Consider the following 14,961-nt stretch of genomic DNA (forward strand, 5'->3'; position numbering starts at 1 on the left):
GGCCGGCCGGCCGGTGGCGCTGGCCACCGTGATCGAGCACCCCGACCCCGCGTGGCGGGGCCGCCGGATGGTCGTGCGGCCCGACGCGCCCGCCCAGGGCAGCATCGGCAGCCCGCGTGCCGACGCGGCGGTCCACGACGACGCGCTCGGCCTGCTCGCCGCGGGCACCAACGCCACGCTCACCTACGGGCCCGACGGCGAGCGCCGGGGCGAGGGGATGCGCGTGTTCGTGTGGGGGTTCGCCCCGAAGCCCCGGATGCTGGTGTTCGGCGCGATCGACTTCGCCGCGGCAGTGGCCAAGGTCGGCTCGTTCCTCGGCTACCACGTCACGGTGTGCGACGCCCGGCCCGTCTTCGCCACCACCTCGCGCTTCCCCGGCGCCGACGAGGTCGTCGTCGACTGGCCCCACCGCTACCTCGCCGCCGAGGTCGAGGCGGGCCGCGTCGACCGCCGAACGGTGCTGGCCGTGCTGACCCACGACCCCAAGTTCGACGTGCCCCTGCTCGAGGTCGCGCTGCGGCTGCCCGACGACGTACGTCCGGCCTTCATCGGCGCGATGGGCTCGCGTCGCACCCACGACGAGCGGATGGACCGGCTCGTCGAGGCCGGCCTGTCCGACGACGAGCTGGCCCTGCTGTCCTCCCCGATCGGGCTCGACCTGGGGGCCCGCACGCCCGAGGAGACGGCCGTGTCGATCGCGGCCGAGATCGTCGCGCGCCAGTGGGGCGGGTCGGGCGAGCGGCTGGCCCGCACGTCGGGCCGGATCCACCACGACGACTGACCTCGGCACCGGACCAGTCCGCGCGCCCGGCGGCGGCGTCCGCCCTGTTGCGAGCGTCACACGCGGGCTAGGTTGGCCGCGACCACAGGAGCTGCCATGCCGAGCGAGGACCTGCACACCAGACGCGTCGACGCCGTGCGCGCGTGGACCCGGTTCGTCTCCGACGGCGACGACGGGGCCGACGCGGTGCGTCCGGAGATCCTGCGCAGCTGGCAGCTCTCCGGCGTCGTCTCGCCGACCGTGACGGAGGCGCCCCTCGACGACGAGGGCGACACGGCCGAGTTCTGGAACGCCTCCCCGTTGCAGACCGCCGTCGCGCGGGTGCAGGACGAGCTGCGCCGCACCGCCGAGGACGGCGACCTCGTCATCGCGATCACCGACGAGAAGACCCGCATCCTGTGGACCTACGGGGGTCGGGTGATGCGCCGCAAGGCCGAGACGGTCAACTTCGTGCCGGGCGGGCGCTGGGACGAGAGGAGCGTCGGCACCAACGCGCTCGCCATCGCCGGGCGCACCGCCAGCCCGTCGATGGTCTTCAGCGCCGAGCACTACGCCGAGGTCGTGCACAACTGGGTGTGCTGGGCCGCACCCGTCTTCGACCCGGTCACCGGTCGCTCGCTCGGCGTGATCGACCTGTCGACCACCTGGGACCGCACCCACCCCATCGGCCTCGCGACCGCCCGGGTCATGGCCCGGCTGATCGAGGGTGCGCTGCCGTCCGACCGACGCTCGGGCACCGCCGCCGAGGCGCCGTCGGAGGAGCCCGGCCTGACCCTGAGCCTGCTCGGCACGGCGGAGGTCTGGCTCGACGGCCAGCGCCTGCTGCTCAACCGCCGCCAGACCGAGATCCTCGCGCTGCTCGCGCTGCACCCCGGCGGGCTGTCGGTCGAGCACCTCCACGCGCTCCTCTACGGCGACGCGGCCGTCACGACGTCGACGCTCAAGGCGGAGGTGTCCCACCTGCGGGCCGCGCTCGCCGGCCAGCTCTCGTCGCGGCCCTACCGGCTCACGATGCCGGTCTCGACCGATGTGGAGGAGGTGCAGCGGCTGCTGCGTCGCGGCGACGTGCGGGCGGCCGTGCGGGCCTACGGCGGCGACCTCCTCCCCGGCACCGACTCCCCGGCGCTGGTCCAGATGGGCGACTACCTCGCCGTCAGCGTCCGCGAGGCGCTGCTGGCCGATCCCGACCCCGACGCGGTGCTGCGCTACAGCGACCTCGCCCCCTACGACACCGCGGTCGTCGAGGCGTGCCTGGCCGCGCTGCCCGTGCACCACCCGGTCGCCCCGCTGCTCAAGGGCAAGCTGGCCAGCGCGCGCTGACCGGCGCCACAAAGAGGGGAAATCCGTGGCCGCTCTGGCGCCCGTGCACCGGTCGGCGGATGCTCGGATGGCCGGTCGTGCCGGGGAGGGCGCGACCACGTCTCGAGGAGTACGCATGGTCATGTCACGTTCCGCGGCGGCCGCAGTGGCCGCCTCCCTGCTCGCCGGGGGCCTGCTCGCCCCTGCCCCGTCCGGGGCCGTCACCGCTCCGGACCCGACCACGGTGGCGAAGAAGCTCGTCTCGCCGCTCAGCATGGCCGTCGCCGCCGACGGCACGGCCTACGTCAGCCAGAACTTCGCCGGCCTGCTCACCGCCGTCCCGCCCGGCGGGAAGCCCAAGGTCGTCTTCGCCGCTCCGAAGAAGACCGAGGTCGGAGCCGTCTCGGTGGGCGGCGGCCTCGTCCGCTTCGCCACCACGGCGAAGAAGGACGCCCGGCTGTGGTCGATGCGTCCCGGCGGCAGCCCGGTGGAGGTCGCCGACCTCTGGAAGTACGAGCGCACGGTCAACCCCGACGCCGACCAGGCCTACGGGTTCACCGACCTCGACGCCGCCTGCCTCGCGCAGGTGCCGGCCGAGGTGCCCGCCTCCTACACCGGGATCACCGACTCGCACCCCTACGGCACCGCGGTGCGCCGCGGCACCACCTACGTCGCCGACGCGGCGGCCAACGCGATCCTCGCGGTCAGCCCGCGCGGCAAGGTCTCGACCGTCGCGGTGCTGCCGCCCGTGTCGGTGGTGATCACCGCCGAGGCCGCGGCCGCCAACCAGCTGCCCGCCTGCACCGTCGGGCACGCCTACGCCTTCGAGCCGGTGCCGACCGACGTCGAGGTGGCCAAGGGCGGCTGGCTCTACGTCAGCATGCTGCCCGGCGGCCCCGAGGACGGGAGCGCCGGCGCCAACGGCATGGTGGTGAAGGTCAAGGCCCGCACCGGCAAGGTGCGCACGGTGGCCACCGGGCTCGCCGGCGCCACGGGCGTGGCGGTGGCGCGCAACGGTGACGTCTACGTCGCCCAGCTGTTCGGCGGCCAGGTGTCGCGGGTCCGCCACGGCAGCACCACGGCCAAGCCGTGGGCGATGGTCAAGATGCCGGCCGCGGTCGAGTGGGTCGGGGGCCACGTCCTCGTCTCGGCCAACGTGCTCGCCGACACCCCGAAGGGCATGGTGCTGGCCTACTGAGCAGGGGAGGCACGCGGCGGTGCGCACCGGGGGGACAGGGCCCCTCGCGCACCGCCGCAGTGCTGTCCAGACCTCCAACCAACGACCAACCAGCGCAACCTACCGTCGGCGTCGAGTGACCCACCTCACACACGCCTTGGAGGCGCCTGATGACGAAGATCCACCTCACCGTCGACGGGGCCGCGGTCTCCGACGACGTCGAGCCGCGCATGCTGCTGGTCCAGTACCTGCGCGAGAAGCTCGGCAAGACCGGCACCGTGATCGGCTGCGACACCTCCAACTGCGGGGCGTGCACCGTGCACCTCGACGGCACCAGCGTGAAGTCGTGCAACGTGCTGGCCGTGCAGGCCGACGGCCGGACGGTGACCACGATCGAGGGTCTGGCCGACACCGCCGAGGGCGACCTCCACCCCGTGCAGGAGGCCTTCCGCGAGTGCCACGGCCTGCAGTGCGGGTTCTGCACGCCCGGGATGATCATGCAGGCCGTCGACCTGCTGGGGGAGAACCCCGACCCGACCGAGGAGGAGGTGCGGCTCGGCATGGAGGGCAACCTCTGCCGCTGCACCGGCTACCACAACATCGTCAAGAGCGTCCTCCACGCCGCCGAAGGAGCCAAGGCATGACTGCCACGCAGGACCGCCCCGCCGCCGAGATCGGCAAGGACCGCCGGCGCAAGGAGGACCAGCGGCTGATCACCGGCCGCACCCGCTGGACCGACAACATCGTGCTGCCGGGCATGCTGCACCTCGCCATGGTGCGCAGCCCGTTCGCGCACGCCACCATCACCTCCATCGACGTCGAGGAGGCGAAGGCCTCGCCCAACGTCGTGGCCGTCCTCAGCGGCAAGGACTTCGGCGAGGAGCTGGGGGCGTGCATCAACGCCTGGCCGATCACCCCCGACCAGAAGACGCCCGCGCACTCGCCGATGCCCGCCGACCGTGTCGCGTTCGCCGGCGAGGTCGTCGCGGTGGTGGTCGCCCGCAGCGCTGCCGAGGCCCGCGACGCCGCCGAGCTCGTCGACGTCGAGTACGAGGAGCAGCCGGCCGTCATCGGGATCAAGAAGGCGCTCGAGGACACCGTGCTCGCCCACCCCGACCTCGGCACCAACAAGTCGGCGCTGTGGGTCTTCGACTCCGCCGAGGCCGGCACCGGGAGCGACGTGGAGGCCGCCATCGAGCAGGCCCGCTCCGACGGCATCGTCATCGAGCGGGAGTACCGCCAGCAGCGCCTCATCCCGGCGTTCATGGAGCCGCGCAGCGTCGTGGTCGACCCCACCGGTGAGCAGATCACCATGTGGTCGGCCACCCAGATCCCGCACATCCTGCGCTTCGCGCTGGCCGCGACCACCGGCGTGCCCGAGTCGAAGATCCGGGTGATCGCTCCCGACGTCGGCGGCGGGTTCGGCGGCAAGCTGCAGACCACGCCCGAGGAGTGGATCGCCTGGGCCGTGGCTCGCCGCCTGGGCAAGCCGGTCAAGTACACCGAGACGCGCAGCGAGAGCCTGCTCGCGGCCCACCACGGCCGCGACCAGGTGCAGACGCTCACCCTGTCGGCCGACAAGGACGGCAGGGTCACCGGCTTCAAGGTGCACCTCGACGCCGACCTCGGCGCCTACATCGCGATCGTCGGCGGCGGGGTTCCGGTGCTCGGCGCGTTCATGTTCAACGCCATCTACAAGTTCCCGGCGTACCGCTTCGAGTGCCAGACGGTGCTGACCAACACCACCTTCACCGACGCCTACCGCGGGGCCGGTCGACCCGAGGCGACCTACGCCATCGAGCGGATGATGGACGAGCTCGCCGCCGAGGTCGGGGTCGACCCGCTCGAGATCCGCGAGCGCAACTGGATCACCCACGAGGAGTTCCCGTTCACGACCGTCGCCGGCCTGGAGTACGACACGGGCAACTACGAGGCGGCGACCGCCAAGGCCAAGGAGTCCTTCGGCTACGACGCCCTGCGCGCCGAGCAGCGGGAGCGCCGCGAGCGCGGCGACCGGGTGCAGCTCGGCATCGGCGTCTCGACCTTCACCGAGATGTGCGGCCTGGCGCCCAGCCGGGTCCTGGGCAGCCTCGACTACGGCGCCGGCGGGTGGGAGCACGCGGGCGTGCGGATGACCCCGCTCGGCAAGGTCGAGGTCGTCACCGGCGCCAGCGCCCACGGCCAGGGCCACGAGACGGCGTTCAGCCAGATCGTCGCCGACCGGCTCGGGGTCCCCTTCGAGGACGTCGAGGTGCTCCACGGCGACACGCAGGTCGCGCCGAAGGGCCTGGACACCTACGGCTCGCGCTCGCTCGTCGTGGGCGGGGAGGCGCTCGTCCGGGCCGTCGACAAGGTCATCGACAAGGCCAAGGTGCTCGCCGCGCACCTGCTGGAGGCCAGCGAGGACGACCTCGAGTACGCCGACGGGAAGTTCAACGTCCGCGGCACCGACCAGGGCGTGGCGATCCAGGAGCTCGCGACCGCGACGTTCGCCGGGCACAACTACCCCGAGGGCATGGAGCTCAACCTCGACGCGGACGCCACCTACGACCCGGTGAACTTCAACTACCCGCACGGCACGCACCTCTGCGCGATGGAGGTCGACACCGAGACGGGGCAGGTGAAGATGCGCAAGTACACCTGCTGCGACGACATCGGCACGATCATCAACCCGCTGATCGTCGCCGGACAGGTCCACGGCGGCCTCGTGCAGGGCATCGCGCAGGCGCTCTGGGAGGAGGCGGTGCACGACGAGTCCGGCACGCTCGTCAGCGGCTCGTTCGTCGACTACCTGCTGCCGACGGCGGCCGACACCATCTCCTTCGACGTCGTGCACACCGACGACCCGAGCATCTGCACCACCAACACGCTGGGCACCAAGGGCGTCGGGGAGGCCGGCACGATCGCCTCGACCCCGGCCGTGGTGAACGCGGTGGTCGACGCCGTGCGCCACCTCGGCGTCACCGACATCCAGATGCCGTGCACGCCCGAGCGCGTGTGGCGTGCCATCCACGCGGGGGAGCAGGACGCCCCGACGCCCGAGGCGGCGATGCCCCACTTCGACGAGTCCGAGCCCGGACCCGACAGCACGGAAGGAGCCCAGGCATGATCCCGGCACCGTTCGACTACCTCGCCCCGAGCTCGGTCGAGGAGGCGCTCGCCGCCCTCGGTGAGCACGGCGACGACGCGAAGATCCTCGCCGGCGGCCAGAGCCTGCTGCCCGTGCTGCGGATGCGGCTCAACGCCCCGGAGGTGGTGATCGACCTCGGCCGCATCTCCTCGTTGCGCGGCATCCGCGAGGAGGGCGACGCCATCGTCATCGGCGCGATGACCACCCACCACGAGGTGCGCGACCACGCGCTGGTCAAGGAGCACGCGCTGCTGCTGTCGAAGGCGGCCGCCGAGGTCGCCGACGCCCAGATCCGGCACCGGGGCACCTTCGGCGGGGCCCTGGCCCACGCCGACCCGGCCGGCGACCTGGGCGCTCCCGCGCTCGCGCTCGGCGCCGAGTTCGTCATCGCCGGTCCGGGCGGCACCCGGACGGTCGGTGCCGACGACTTCTTCGTCGACCTCTTCGAGACTGCCATCGGCGAGGACGAGATCCTCACCGAGGTGCGGATCCCCAAGCACACCGGCTGGGGCGCCCACTACGAGAAGTTCGTCCGGGTGGCCCACCAGTGGCCCATCGTGGCCGTCGCCGCGACGGTGAGGGGGTCGATCGACGAGGCCCGGATCGGGCTGACCAACATGGGCAGCACCCCGTTGCGGGCGCGTGCGACCGAGGCCGCGCTGGCCGGTGCCACCGCGACCGAGGACGGCGTACGGGAGGCGGCGCAGCAGGCGGCCGAGGGCACCAACCCGCCCTCCGACCTCAACGGTGCGGCCGACTACCGCCAGCACCTGGCGCGGGTGCTCACCGGCCGCGCGGTGCTCAAGGCAGCGGGGGTGGCGTAGGCGTGGAGCTGTCCCACCGCTTCACCGTCCCGGTCGGCGTCGAGGAGACGTGGGCCCACTTCAACGACATCGCGTCGGTCGCCGAGTGCTTCCCAGGCGCGCAGGTGAACGAGGCCGACGCCGAGTCGTTCGCCGGCTCGGTGAAGGTCAAGCTCGGGCCGATCGCGCTGCAGTACAACGGCAGCGGCACCTTCGTGGAGAAGGACGCCGAGGCGCACCGCTTCGTCGTCGACGCCAAGGGCAAGGACAAGCGCGGCAACGGCACGGCGGGGGCCAGGGTCACGGTCTCGATGAGCGGGTCGCAGACCTCCACCGACGTCTCCGTCGAGACCGACCTCGCCATCACCGGCAAGCCCGCGCAGTTCGGGCGCGGGGTGATGCAGGACGTCTCCGACAAGCTGCTGGGCCAGTTCGTCACCTGCCTCGAGCAGCGCCTGACGGCCCCGGCCGAGCCGGACACCGACGACCAGCAGGAGCTCGACGCCGTGGCGGCCGGCGCCTCGGCCGGCGTGGACGAGCCCTCGGCGGTGGCGGACGACGCCCCACCCCCGCCCGCCCAGCCGCCCCCGCCGCCGCGACCGGCCCCGCCGAAGCCCACGTCTCCCCCGCCCGCTCCGCCCGCGGAGGCGCTCGACCTCGGCAGCGCGGTGCTGCCGGTGCTGGCGCGGTCGTACTGGAAGCAGGCCGTGGCTGCCGTCGTCGGGCTCGCGCTCGTGCGCCGGCTGCTCAGGAGGTGAGGAGGCGGGTCGGGCTCAGAAGACGTGGCGCGGCCGGAACTGCACGGAGACCCGCGGCCCGGCGTGCGCGACCTTCGGCACGGCGTGCTCCCACGTGCGCTGGCACGACCCGCCCATCACCACGAGGTCGCCGTGGCCCATCGTCACCGCGATCGACGACCCCCCGCCGCGTGGGCGCAGCAGCAGCCGGCGGGGGTCGCCGACGCTGACGATGGCGACCATGGTGTCCTCGCTCCGCCCCCGGCCGATGGTGTCGCCGTGCCAGGCGACCGAGTCGCGACCGTCGCGGTAGTAGCAGCAGCCGGCGCTGACGAACGGCTCGCCGAGCTCGGGGAGGTAGTGGGCGCTCAGCCGGTCGCGGGCCTGGCCCAGGACCGGGTGGGGGAGCGGGTCGCCGTCGAGGTAGGTGTGGACCAGGCGCGGCACGTCGACCACGGAGTCGTACATCTCGCGGCGCTCCGAGCGCCACGGGACGTCGGAGACCAGCGCGGCGAGGACGGCGTCGGGCTCGGGCAGCCAGCTGCGCTGGACGTCGACCCAGGCGCCCAGCGTGAGGGTGCGACGCTCGGGCGCGAGGTCCACCGGCGCGACGGCGACGTCGGCGAAGAGGGAGCCCTGGAAGTCCGGCTGCGTGGCCATGCGGCCATCCTACGGCATCGGTCGAACGCCTGTTCGACTCTCAAGACAACCTCAATGGTTTCCCCCAGCATTCGTCAATTGAGTGACGTCCGTCCTCCGGGTGCCTAGCCTGTGAGGCATGGATCCGGTGGACCTCGTCGTCCCGCGTCAGCGGGCGTTGAAGCACGTCCAGGTCCGCGAGCACGTCCGCGGTCTCATCGAAGCCCAGCCCCCCGGCTCCGCCGCGCCGTCCGAGCGGGAGCTGGTCGCCCGCTTCGGCGTGGCCCGGATGACGGTCAGGCAGGCGCTCGACGCCCTGGTCGCGGAAGGGCTGCTCGAGCGCATCCCCGGCCGCGGCACCTTCGTCGCCCAGCCGCCCAAGACCTCGGGCCGGCTGACCTCGTTCACCGAGGAGATGCGGCGTCGCGGCATGCTGCCGGAGTCGCAGACGCTCCTGGCCCGCGTGGAGCAGGCCGGCCCCGGCGTCGCCCGCGCGCTCGACATCTCGCCCGGCGACCCGGTGCTGCACTGGCGGCGGCTGCGGCGCGCCGACCAGGACATCGTGTGCGTCGAGGACGCCTACCTCAACGAGGTGCTCCTGCCGGGCTTCCTCCAGCACGGCACGCCCACCAGCCTCTACGAGGCCCTCGCCGCCCGCGGGCTGCGCCCGACCGGTGTCGAGGACTCGATCAGCGCCGACCGCGCCAGCGCGGAGGAGGCCACGATCCTCGAGATCGCCGAGGGTGACCCGGTCCTGCGCCACGCCCGTCGCGCGGTCTCCGACGGGCGCATCGTCGAGGTCTCCCGCAGCTGCTACCGCCACGACCGCTTCACCTTCTACCTCCAGCTCGCCGACCGCTGACCCCGCGCCGCTCGCCGGCGGCGCAGGCTCAGTCGGGCAGGCTCAGTCCCGCAGCCGGGCGAGCTCGCGAGCGAGGTTCGCGCGCGCCCGTTCCTCCCAGAGCTCGCGGGCACGCCCGGTGCGGAACAGCCGCGTCCGGGCGATGAGGTCCTCGAGCACGGCGCGGCGCCCGGCCCTGAAGTCGTCGTCGCCGACGTGCGCGAAGTCGGCCCGGACCCCGGCGACGTAGGCGTCGTAGCGCTCGGGTGGCGCGGCGAGGATCGCGAGGTCGGCGTCGCTGAGTGCACCACCGTGCGTGTCGTCGTCGTCGGGTCGGTGCTCGACCGTCATCCGCACCAGGCGGGCGACCTCGGTCGCGAGCGGCCCGGTGAGGGCGCGCTCGGCCCACCGGGCGGACCTCTCCTCGTCGTCGGGGGCGCCGTCGTAGACCGCGTCGTGGAACCACGCGGCCACGGCCACCGGCGTCCGGTCGAGCGGCACGCCCGCGTCGGCCAGCTCGTCGAGCCGGTCGAGCACCTCGGTGAGGTGGAGGAGGTCGTGGTAGCCGGGACGGTCCCAGGCGACGAGCAGCTCGTCGCGCAGGTCGAGCCGGTCCGGCAGGGGCCACCGCGCGGCCAGCGCGGCGACGAGCGCCGGCCCGGAGCTCACCCGCGCTGCTCCTGCAGCTCCCGGGCCTCCTCGTGGCCCGACGCCATCGCCCAGCGGATGGTGCGGGTGGCCGCGGCACCGAGGACCCGGTTGGTGACCGGAGGCACCGGCGGCAGCCGCAGCTCGCGGCGCGCCTGCGTCGGCAGCAGCCCGATGGCCGCCGTGGCGAGCGAGAGGTACCCGGGCCGCGCGGCCACGGGCAGGTCGGGGTGCAGCAGCAGGAAGCGGATCGCCTCGCGCGCGGCCGACGTGCCCCGCAGCTCGGGACCGTAGGCGGCGATCATCCGGCGCAGCTCGTCCTCGCTCTGCGGCGGGTCGACGACGCCGAGGTGGCCCGCGGCGACCCCGGCCTGCGCGACGTACTCGTCACGCTCGGGGCCGATGAGCGGACGGTGGCCGTAGCGGTCGTGGGCGACCAGGAAGCTGTCGATCTCCGCGACGTGGACCCAGCCGAGCAGGTGCGGGTCGTTCGCGGCGTACGGCGTGCCGTCGGGCATCGTGCCGGTGACCGACTCGTGCGCTCGCTGCACGGCCCGGATCACGGCGAGCGCGTCCTGCTCGGCGCCGAACGTGGTCATCGCGATGTAGGTCGAGACCTGCGCCAGGCGCCCCCACATGTCGCCGCGGTAGCCGGAGTGGTCGGCCACCCCCTGCATCGCCGCGGGGTGCAGCGACTGCAGCATGAGCGCTCGGATCCCGCCGACGAACATCGAGGCGTCGCCGTGCACCCGCGCGATCGGCGAGTCGGGGGCGAACCACCGGGGGCCGGGCGTGCCGTGCACCCGCTCGCGGGCCTTCTGCCCGTCGGGGCCCGCCACCTTGCGGAACAGCTCGGTGCCGAGTCGCTCGCGGAGGGTCACGCCGTCGAGCGTAGCGAGCAGGACCAACGGCACGCGCCGCGTCGACCTCGGCCCTTTGACTTCGAGTACTCGAAGTTCCTAGCGTCGTACGACGTGACCACGCACGTCGAGCCCCGCAGCTACACGATCCGGGAGACCGCGGCCCTGACCGGGCTCCCGGCCAGCACGCTGCGCTACTACGAGCAGGTCGGGGTGATCTCCCCGATCAGCCGGGGTGCCAGCAGCGGCCACCGCGTCTACGCCGAGGGCGACCTCGACCAGCTGATGTCGGTGTCCTGCCTGGCCGCCACCGGCATGGGGCTCGACGACATGCGCCACTACATGGCCAACGCCCGCCGCGGCGCCGAGGCCGCGGCCGAGCAGCGCGAGCTGCTCGAGCAGCAGCGGCGGCACCTGGCGACCGAGGCGGAGCGGCTCGTCCTCCGACAGCGCTACGTCGAGCTGAAGATCACGTACTGGCAGGCCGTCGAGGACGGCGACACCGCGCGCAGCGAGGACATCTCCTCGCAGGCGCGCTCGCTCGCCGAGGAGCTGCGTGCGGTCACCGACCACTGAGACGGACCTCGGTCCGGACCCCGAAGAAGCACCTCCCAACCGAAGGAGATCCACCATGCGCGTGAACGCCTACGCCGCCCCCGCCGCCGGCAAGCCGCTCGAGCCGACCACGATCGAGCGCCGCGAGGTCGGTGCGAACGACGTGCTGATCGACATCGAGTACGCCGGCATCTGCCACTCCGACATCCACACCGTCAACGGCGACTGGGGCCCGCAGCCCTTCCCGGTCGTGCCGGGCCACGAGATCGTCGGCACCGTCACCGAGGTCGGCGCCGACGTCACCCGCCACCGGGTCGGTGACCGCGTCGGCGTCGGCTGCATGGTCGGCTCGTGCGGTGCGTGCGACAACTGCCGCAACGGCGACGAGCAGTACTGCCGCCAGGGAATGATCGGCACCTACGCCGCCACCGACCCGTGACGGCACCACCACCCAGGGCGGCTACTCCCAGAAGGTCGTCGTCGACGCCGACTACGTCCTCTCGGTCCCTGAGGGGCTGGACCCGGCGGCGGCCACCCCGCTGCTGTGCGCGGGCATCACGACCTACTCCCCGCTCAAGCACTGGAAGGCCGGCCCGGGCACGAAGGTCGCGGTCGTCGGCCTTGGCGGTCTCGGCCACATGGCCGTCAAGATCGCGCACGCCATGGGCGCCGAGGTCACCGTGCTCTCGCAGTCGTTGAAGAAGCAGGAGGACGGCCTCCGCCTCGGTGCCGACCACTACCACGCGACCAGCGACCCCGACACGTTCGAGGCGCTCGCGAGCTCGTTCGACCTGATCATCAACACCGTCAGCGCCAAGATCGACGTCAGCGCCCACCTCGGCCTCCTCGCCGTCAACGGCGCCATGGTCAACGTCGGCGCCCCGCCGGAGCCGCTCGACGTCAACGTCTTCTCGCTGCTCACCAACCGCCGCACCTTCGCCGGCTCCATGATCGGCGGCATCGCCGAGACCCAGGAGATGCTCGACTTCTGCGCCGAGCACGGCATCGTCAGCGAGATCGAGCTGATCCCCGCCGACCAGGTCAACGAGGCCTACGAGCGCGTGCTCGCCTCCGACGTGCGCTACCGCTTCGTGATCGACGCCAGCACGCTGGCCTGACACCCGCCGTCTGCCGTCCCTGCTCCACCATGGGATGTCGTCGGATGCGCACTTCCCTCACGCCGTTGCGTGGGGGAAGTGCCGCACTTCCGGACATCCCATGGTGAAGCAACAGCAACACGGCGTACGCCGTCGCGGTCAGGCGTCGGCGGGCAGGTCCCCTGCGTCGACGATGCGGTAGGCGTAGCCCTGCTCGGCGAGGAAGCGCTGGCGGTTCTGGGCGAAGTCGGCGTCGACGGTGTCGCGCGAGACCACGGTGTAGAAGTGCGCGCTGCGCCCCTCCGTCTTCGGCCGCAGCAGCCGGCCCAGGCGCTGTGCCTCCTCCTGCCGCGAGCCGAACGAGCCGCTGACCTGGATGGCCACCTCGGCCGAGGGCAGGTCGATGGAGAAGTTCGCGACCTTGCTGACCACGAGCAGCCCGATCTCGCCGGAGCGGAAGGCGTCGAAGAGGCGCTGGCGCTCCTTGACCGGCGTCTCGCCCTTGATGACCGGGGCGTCGAGCATCGCCGCGAGCTCGTCGAGCTGGTCGATGTACTGGCCGATCACGAGGGTCGGCTGGCCGGCGTGCTGGTCCACCAGCCGGCGGACCACGTCGAGCTTCGCGTGGGTGCAGGAGGCGAGGCGGTAGCGGGTGTCGGGGTCGGCGGTGGCGTAGGCGAGCCGCTCGCCGTCGGGCAGGGTGACCCGCACCTCGACGCAGTCGGCGGGAGCGATGTAGCCCTGCGCCTCGATGTCCTTCCACGGCGCGTCGAAGCGCTTCGGCCCGATGAGCGAGAAGACCTCGCCCTCGCGACCGTCCTCGCGCACGAGCGTCGCGGTCAGCCCGAGTCGGCGCCGCGCCTGGAGGTCGGCGGTCATCCGGAAGATCGGTGCGGGCAGGAGGTGCACCTCGTCGTAGACGATGAGGCCCCAGTCGCGCGCGTCCAGCAGCTCGAGGTGGGGGTAGACGCCCTTCCGCTTCGTCGTCAGGACCTGGTACGTAGCGATGGTGACCGGCCGCACCTCCTTGACCGACCCGGAGTACTCGCCGATCTCGTCGGGGGTCAGCGAGGTGCGCGCGACCAGCTCGTCCTTCCACTGCCGGGCGCTGACCGTGTTGGTCACCAGGATCAGCGTGGTCGCACCGGCGTGGGCCATCGAGGCGGCGCCGACGATCGTCTTGCCGGCACCGCACGGCAGCACCACCACGCCCGAGCCGCCGTCCCAGAAGGACTGGGCGGCGTCGCGCTGGTAGGGGCGCAGCGTCCAGCCGTCCTCCGCGAGGTCGATCGCGTGGGCCTCGCCGTCGACGTAGCCGGCGTGGTCCTCCGCCGGCCAGCCGAGCTTGAGCAGCGCCTGCTTGAGGTTGCCGCGCTCGCTGGGGTGCACCGTGACGGTGTCGGGGTCGATCCGGTCGCCGATCATCCCGGCGACCTTCTTCGCCCGCAGCACCTCCTCGAGCACCGGGCGGTCGACCGACGACAGCACCAGGCCGTGGACGGGGTGCTTCTCCAGCCGCAGCCGGCCGTAGCGGCCCATCGTCTCGGCGACGTCGACGAGCAGCGCGTGCGGGACGGCGTACCGGCTCCACGTCAGCAGGGCGTCGACCACCTGCTCGGCGTCGTGGCCCGCGGCGCGGGCGTTCCAGAGCCCGAGCGGGGTCAGCCGGTAGGTGTGGATGTGCTCGGGGGAGCGCTCGAGCTCGGCGAAGGGCGCGATCGCCTTGCGGGCCTCGGCGGCCGAGGGGTGGTCGACCTCGAGCAGCAGCGTCTTGTCCGACTGGACGATGAGGGGGCCGTCGTTCACTGCGCTGCCGCCGCCGCGGCCGGTGCCCCGCCCTCGGGCTGCTCGCGCACGGCCTTCTGCCGGGCCCGGAACGCCGCGACGTTGGCGCGCGAGGAGCAGCGGTCGGAGCAGTAGCGGCGCGACTGGTTGGGGGAGGTGTCGACGAAGACGTGGTCGCAGCGCGGCTCCGAGCAGGTGCCGAGGCGGGTCGCGCCGAGGTCGCACACGAGCGTGGCCAGACCCATCAGCGCCTCGCCGATCAGCAGCTCGGCCACGGACGCCGACCGGTTCGCCACGTGCATGTGGAGGTGGTCGGGGTCGTGGTCGGAGATCATCGGGGTGACCGGGTGCTGGGCCAGCAGGTCGTTGAGCGAGCCCACGACCAGGCGCACGTCGCCGTCGTCGGAGGCCTCGAAGACCGGGCGCAGCTCGGCGCGGAAGGCCTGCAGCGCGGCGACGTCGCCGTCGACCACCGAGCGGTGCAGCCAGGAGCGGTCCGCGAGGTGCTCGCACAGCGCCGACCGGTCGGTCAGCTCGGCGTTGACGAGCGCCGCGGAGCGCTCGGCGTAGCGGAGGAAGTCCATCCCTCCAGTCTACGGAGGGGCGCAC

14 protein-coding genes and 1 pseudogene are annotated in these 14,961 nt (G+C 72.9%); 10 read left to right on the forward strand and 5 right to left on the reverse strand.

Translation table 11 applies throughout. The annotated features are described in order from the left end of the window. The 7 genes from ACFFJG_RS13895 to ACFFJG_RS13925 form a co-directional block, all read left to right on the forward strand. Positions 1–781: XdhC family protein (locus tag ACFFJG_RS13895; protein ID WP_378519316.1), on the forward strand; the 781-nt coding region annotated here is incomplete at its 5' end. A 96-nt stretch (positions 782–877) separates the two neighbouring features. Further along, positions 878–2,101, forward strand: a complete 1,224-nt coding sequence (locus tag ACFFJG_RS13900) for a transcriptional regulator (protein ID WP_378519317.1) — start codon at positions 878–880, stop codon at positions 2,099–2,101. Positions 2,102–2,216: 115 nt separating this feature from the next. Further along, positions 2,217–3,278, forward strand: a complete 1,062-nt coding sequence (locus ACFFJG_RS13905) for a ScyD/ScyE family protein (RefSeq protein WP_378519318.1) — start codon at positions 2,217–2,219, stop codon at positions 3,276–3,278. Positions 3,279–3,427: 149 nt separating this feature from the next. Next, positions 3,428–3,901, forward strand: coding sequence for a (2Fe-2S)-binding protein (locus tag ACFFJG_RS13910; protein WP_378519319.1), 474 nt, complete (start codon positions 3,428–3,430; stop codon positions 3,899–3,901). Further along, on the forward strand, positions 3,898–6,366 hold the full coding sequence (locus ACFFJG_RS13915) for a xanthine dehydrogenase family protein molybdopterin-binding subunit (RefSeq protein WP_378519320.1): 2,469 nt from the start codon (positions 3,898–3,900) through the stop codon (positions 6,364–6,366). The genes ACFFJG_RS13910 and ACFFJG_RS13915 overlap by 4 nt, the downstream gene beginning before the upstream one ends. Continuing rightward, the gene (locus tag ACFFJG_RS13920) at positions 6,363–7,211 is read left to right on the forward strand and encodes an FAD binding domain-containing protein (RefSeq protein WP_378519321.1); all 849 of its coding nucleotides are present in this window, start codon (positions 6,363–6,365) and stop codon (positions 7,209–7,211) included. The genes ACFFJG_RS13915 and ACFFJG_RS13920 overlap by 4 nt, the downstream gene beginning before the upstream one ends. A 2-nt stretch (positions 7,212–7,213) precedes the next feature. Further along, a complete protein-coding gene (locus ACFFJG_RS13925) occupies positions 7,214–7,948 on the forward strand; it encodes an SRPBCC family protein (RefSeq protein WP_378519322.1) in 735 nt (244 codons plus the stop codon). 15 nt (positions 7,949–7,963) lie between these two features. Here the strand turns inward: ACFFJG_RS13925 and ACFFJG_RS13930 are convergent, their stop codons facing one another. Next, a complete protein-coding gene (locus ACFFJG_RS13930) occupies positions 7,964–8,587 on the reverse strand; it encodes an alpha-ketoglutarate-dependent dioxygenase AlkB (protein ID WP_378519323.1) in 624 nt (207 codons plus the stop codon). A gap of 118 nt (positions 8,588–8,705) precedes the next feature. On the opposite strand from ACFFJG_RS13930, the gene ACFFJG_RS13935 reads away from it, so the two are divergent. Next, positions 8,706–9,428 carry a GntR family transcriptional regulator gene (locus tag ACFFJG_RS13935; protein ID WP_378519324.1) on the forward strand — a complete coding sequence of 241 codons (723 nt, stop codon included), beginning with the start codon at positions 8,706–8,708 and terminating at the stop codon, positions 9,426–9,428. 42 nt (positions 9,429–9,470) lie between these two features. Here the strand turns inward: ACFFJG_RS13935 and ACFFJG_RS13940 are convergent, their stop codons facing one another. Further along, positions 9,471–10,076: an HD domain-containing protein gene (locus ACFFJG_RS13940; RefSeq protein ID WP_378519325.1), complete on the reverse strand. Its 606-nt coding sequence runs from the start codon at positions 10,074–10,076 to the stop codon at positions 9,471–9,473. Next, positions 10,073–10,936, reverse strand: coding sequence for an oxygenase MpaB family protein (locus tag ACFFJG_RS13945; RefSeq protein ID WP_378519326.1), 864 nt, complete (start codon positions 10,934–10,936; stop codon positions 10,073–10,075). The genes ACFFJG_RS13940 and ACFFJG_RS13945 overlap by 4 nt, the downstream gene beginning before the upstream one ends. Before the next feature lie 93 nt (positions 10,937–11,029). Here ACFFJG_RS13945 and ACFFJG_RS13950 point away from each other — a divergent pair, with 93 nt between their 5' ends. Continuing rightward, a complete protein-coding gene (locus tag ACFFJG_RS13950; RefSeq protein WP_378519327.1) occupies positions 11,030–11,491 on the forward strand; it encodes a MerR family transcriptional regulator in 462 nt (153 codons plus the stop codon). Positions 11,492–11,546: 55 nt separating this feature from the next. Beyond that, positions 11,547–12,588, forward strand: a pseudogene (locus ACFFJG_RS13955) (NAD(P)-dependent alcohol dehydrogenase). Positions 12,589–12,726: 138 nt separating this feature from the next. Here the strand turns inward: ACFFJG_RS13955 and ACFFJG_RS13960 are convergent. Together ACFFJG_RS13960 and ACFFJG_RS13965 are read right to left on the reverse strand one after the other, a co-directional pair. Continuing rightward, entirely contained in the window at positions 12,727–14,373 is a 1,647-nt protein-coding gene (locus ACFFJG_RS13960) for a DNA repair helicase XPB (protein ID WP_378519328.1), read from the reverse strand. Beyond that, entirely contained in the window at positions 14,370–14,936 is a 567-nt protein-coding gene (locus ACFFJG_RS13965) for a CGNR zinc finger domain-containing protein (RefSeq protein WP_378519329.1), read from the reverse strand. The genes ACFFJG_RS13960 and ACFFJG_RS13965 overlap by 4 nt, the downstream gene beginning before the upstream one ends. Positions 14,937–14,961: the final 25 nt, after the last annotated feature.

The sequence above is a fragment of the Nocardioides zeicaulis genome, from assembly GCF_042432345.1.
Classification (GTDB): Bacteria; Actinomycetota; Actinomycetes; order Propionibacteriales; family Nocardioidaceae; genus Nocardioides; species Nocardioides zeicaulis.

Coding starts and splice junctions, on each gene's coding strand:
- ACFFJG_RS13965 (WP_378519329.1), bottom strand. CDS start 14,936: ATGGACTTCCTCCGCTACGCCGAGCGCTCCGCGGCGCTCGTCAACGCC.
- ACFFJG_RS13930 (WP_378519323.1), bottom strand. CDS start 8,587: ATGGCCACGCAGCCGGACTTCCAGGGCTCCCTCTTCGCCGACGTCGCC.
- ACFFJG_RS13915 (WP_378519320.1), top strand. CDS start 3,898: ATGACTGCCACGCAGGACCGCCCCGCCGCCGAGATCGGCAAGGACCGC.
- ACFFJG_RS13910 (WP_378519319.1), top strand. CDS start 3,428: ATGACGAAGATCCACCTCACCGTCGACGGGGCCGCGGTCTCCGACGAC.
- ACFFJG_RS13905 (WP_378519318.1), top strand. CDS start 2,217: ATGGTCATGTCACGTTCCGCGGCGGCCGCAGTGGCCGCCTCCCTGCTC.
- ACFFJG_RS13920 (WP_378519321.1), top strand. CDS start 6,363: ATGATCCCGGCACCGTTCGACTACCTCGCCCCGAGCTCGGTCGAGGAG.
- ACFFJG_RS13900 (WP_378519317.1), top strand. CDS start 878: ATGCCGAGCGAGGACCTGCACACCAGACGCGTCGACGCCGTGCGCGCG.
- ACFFJG_RS13935 (WP_378519324.1), top strand. CDS start 8,706: ATGGATCCGGTGGACCTCGTCGTCCCGCGTCAGCGGGCGTTGAAGCAC.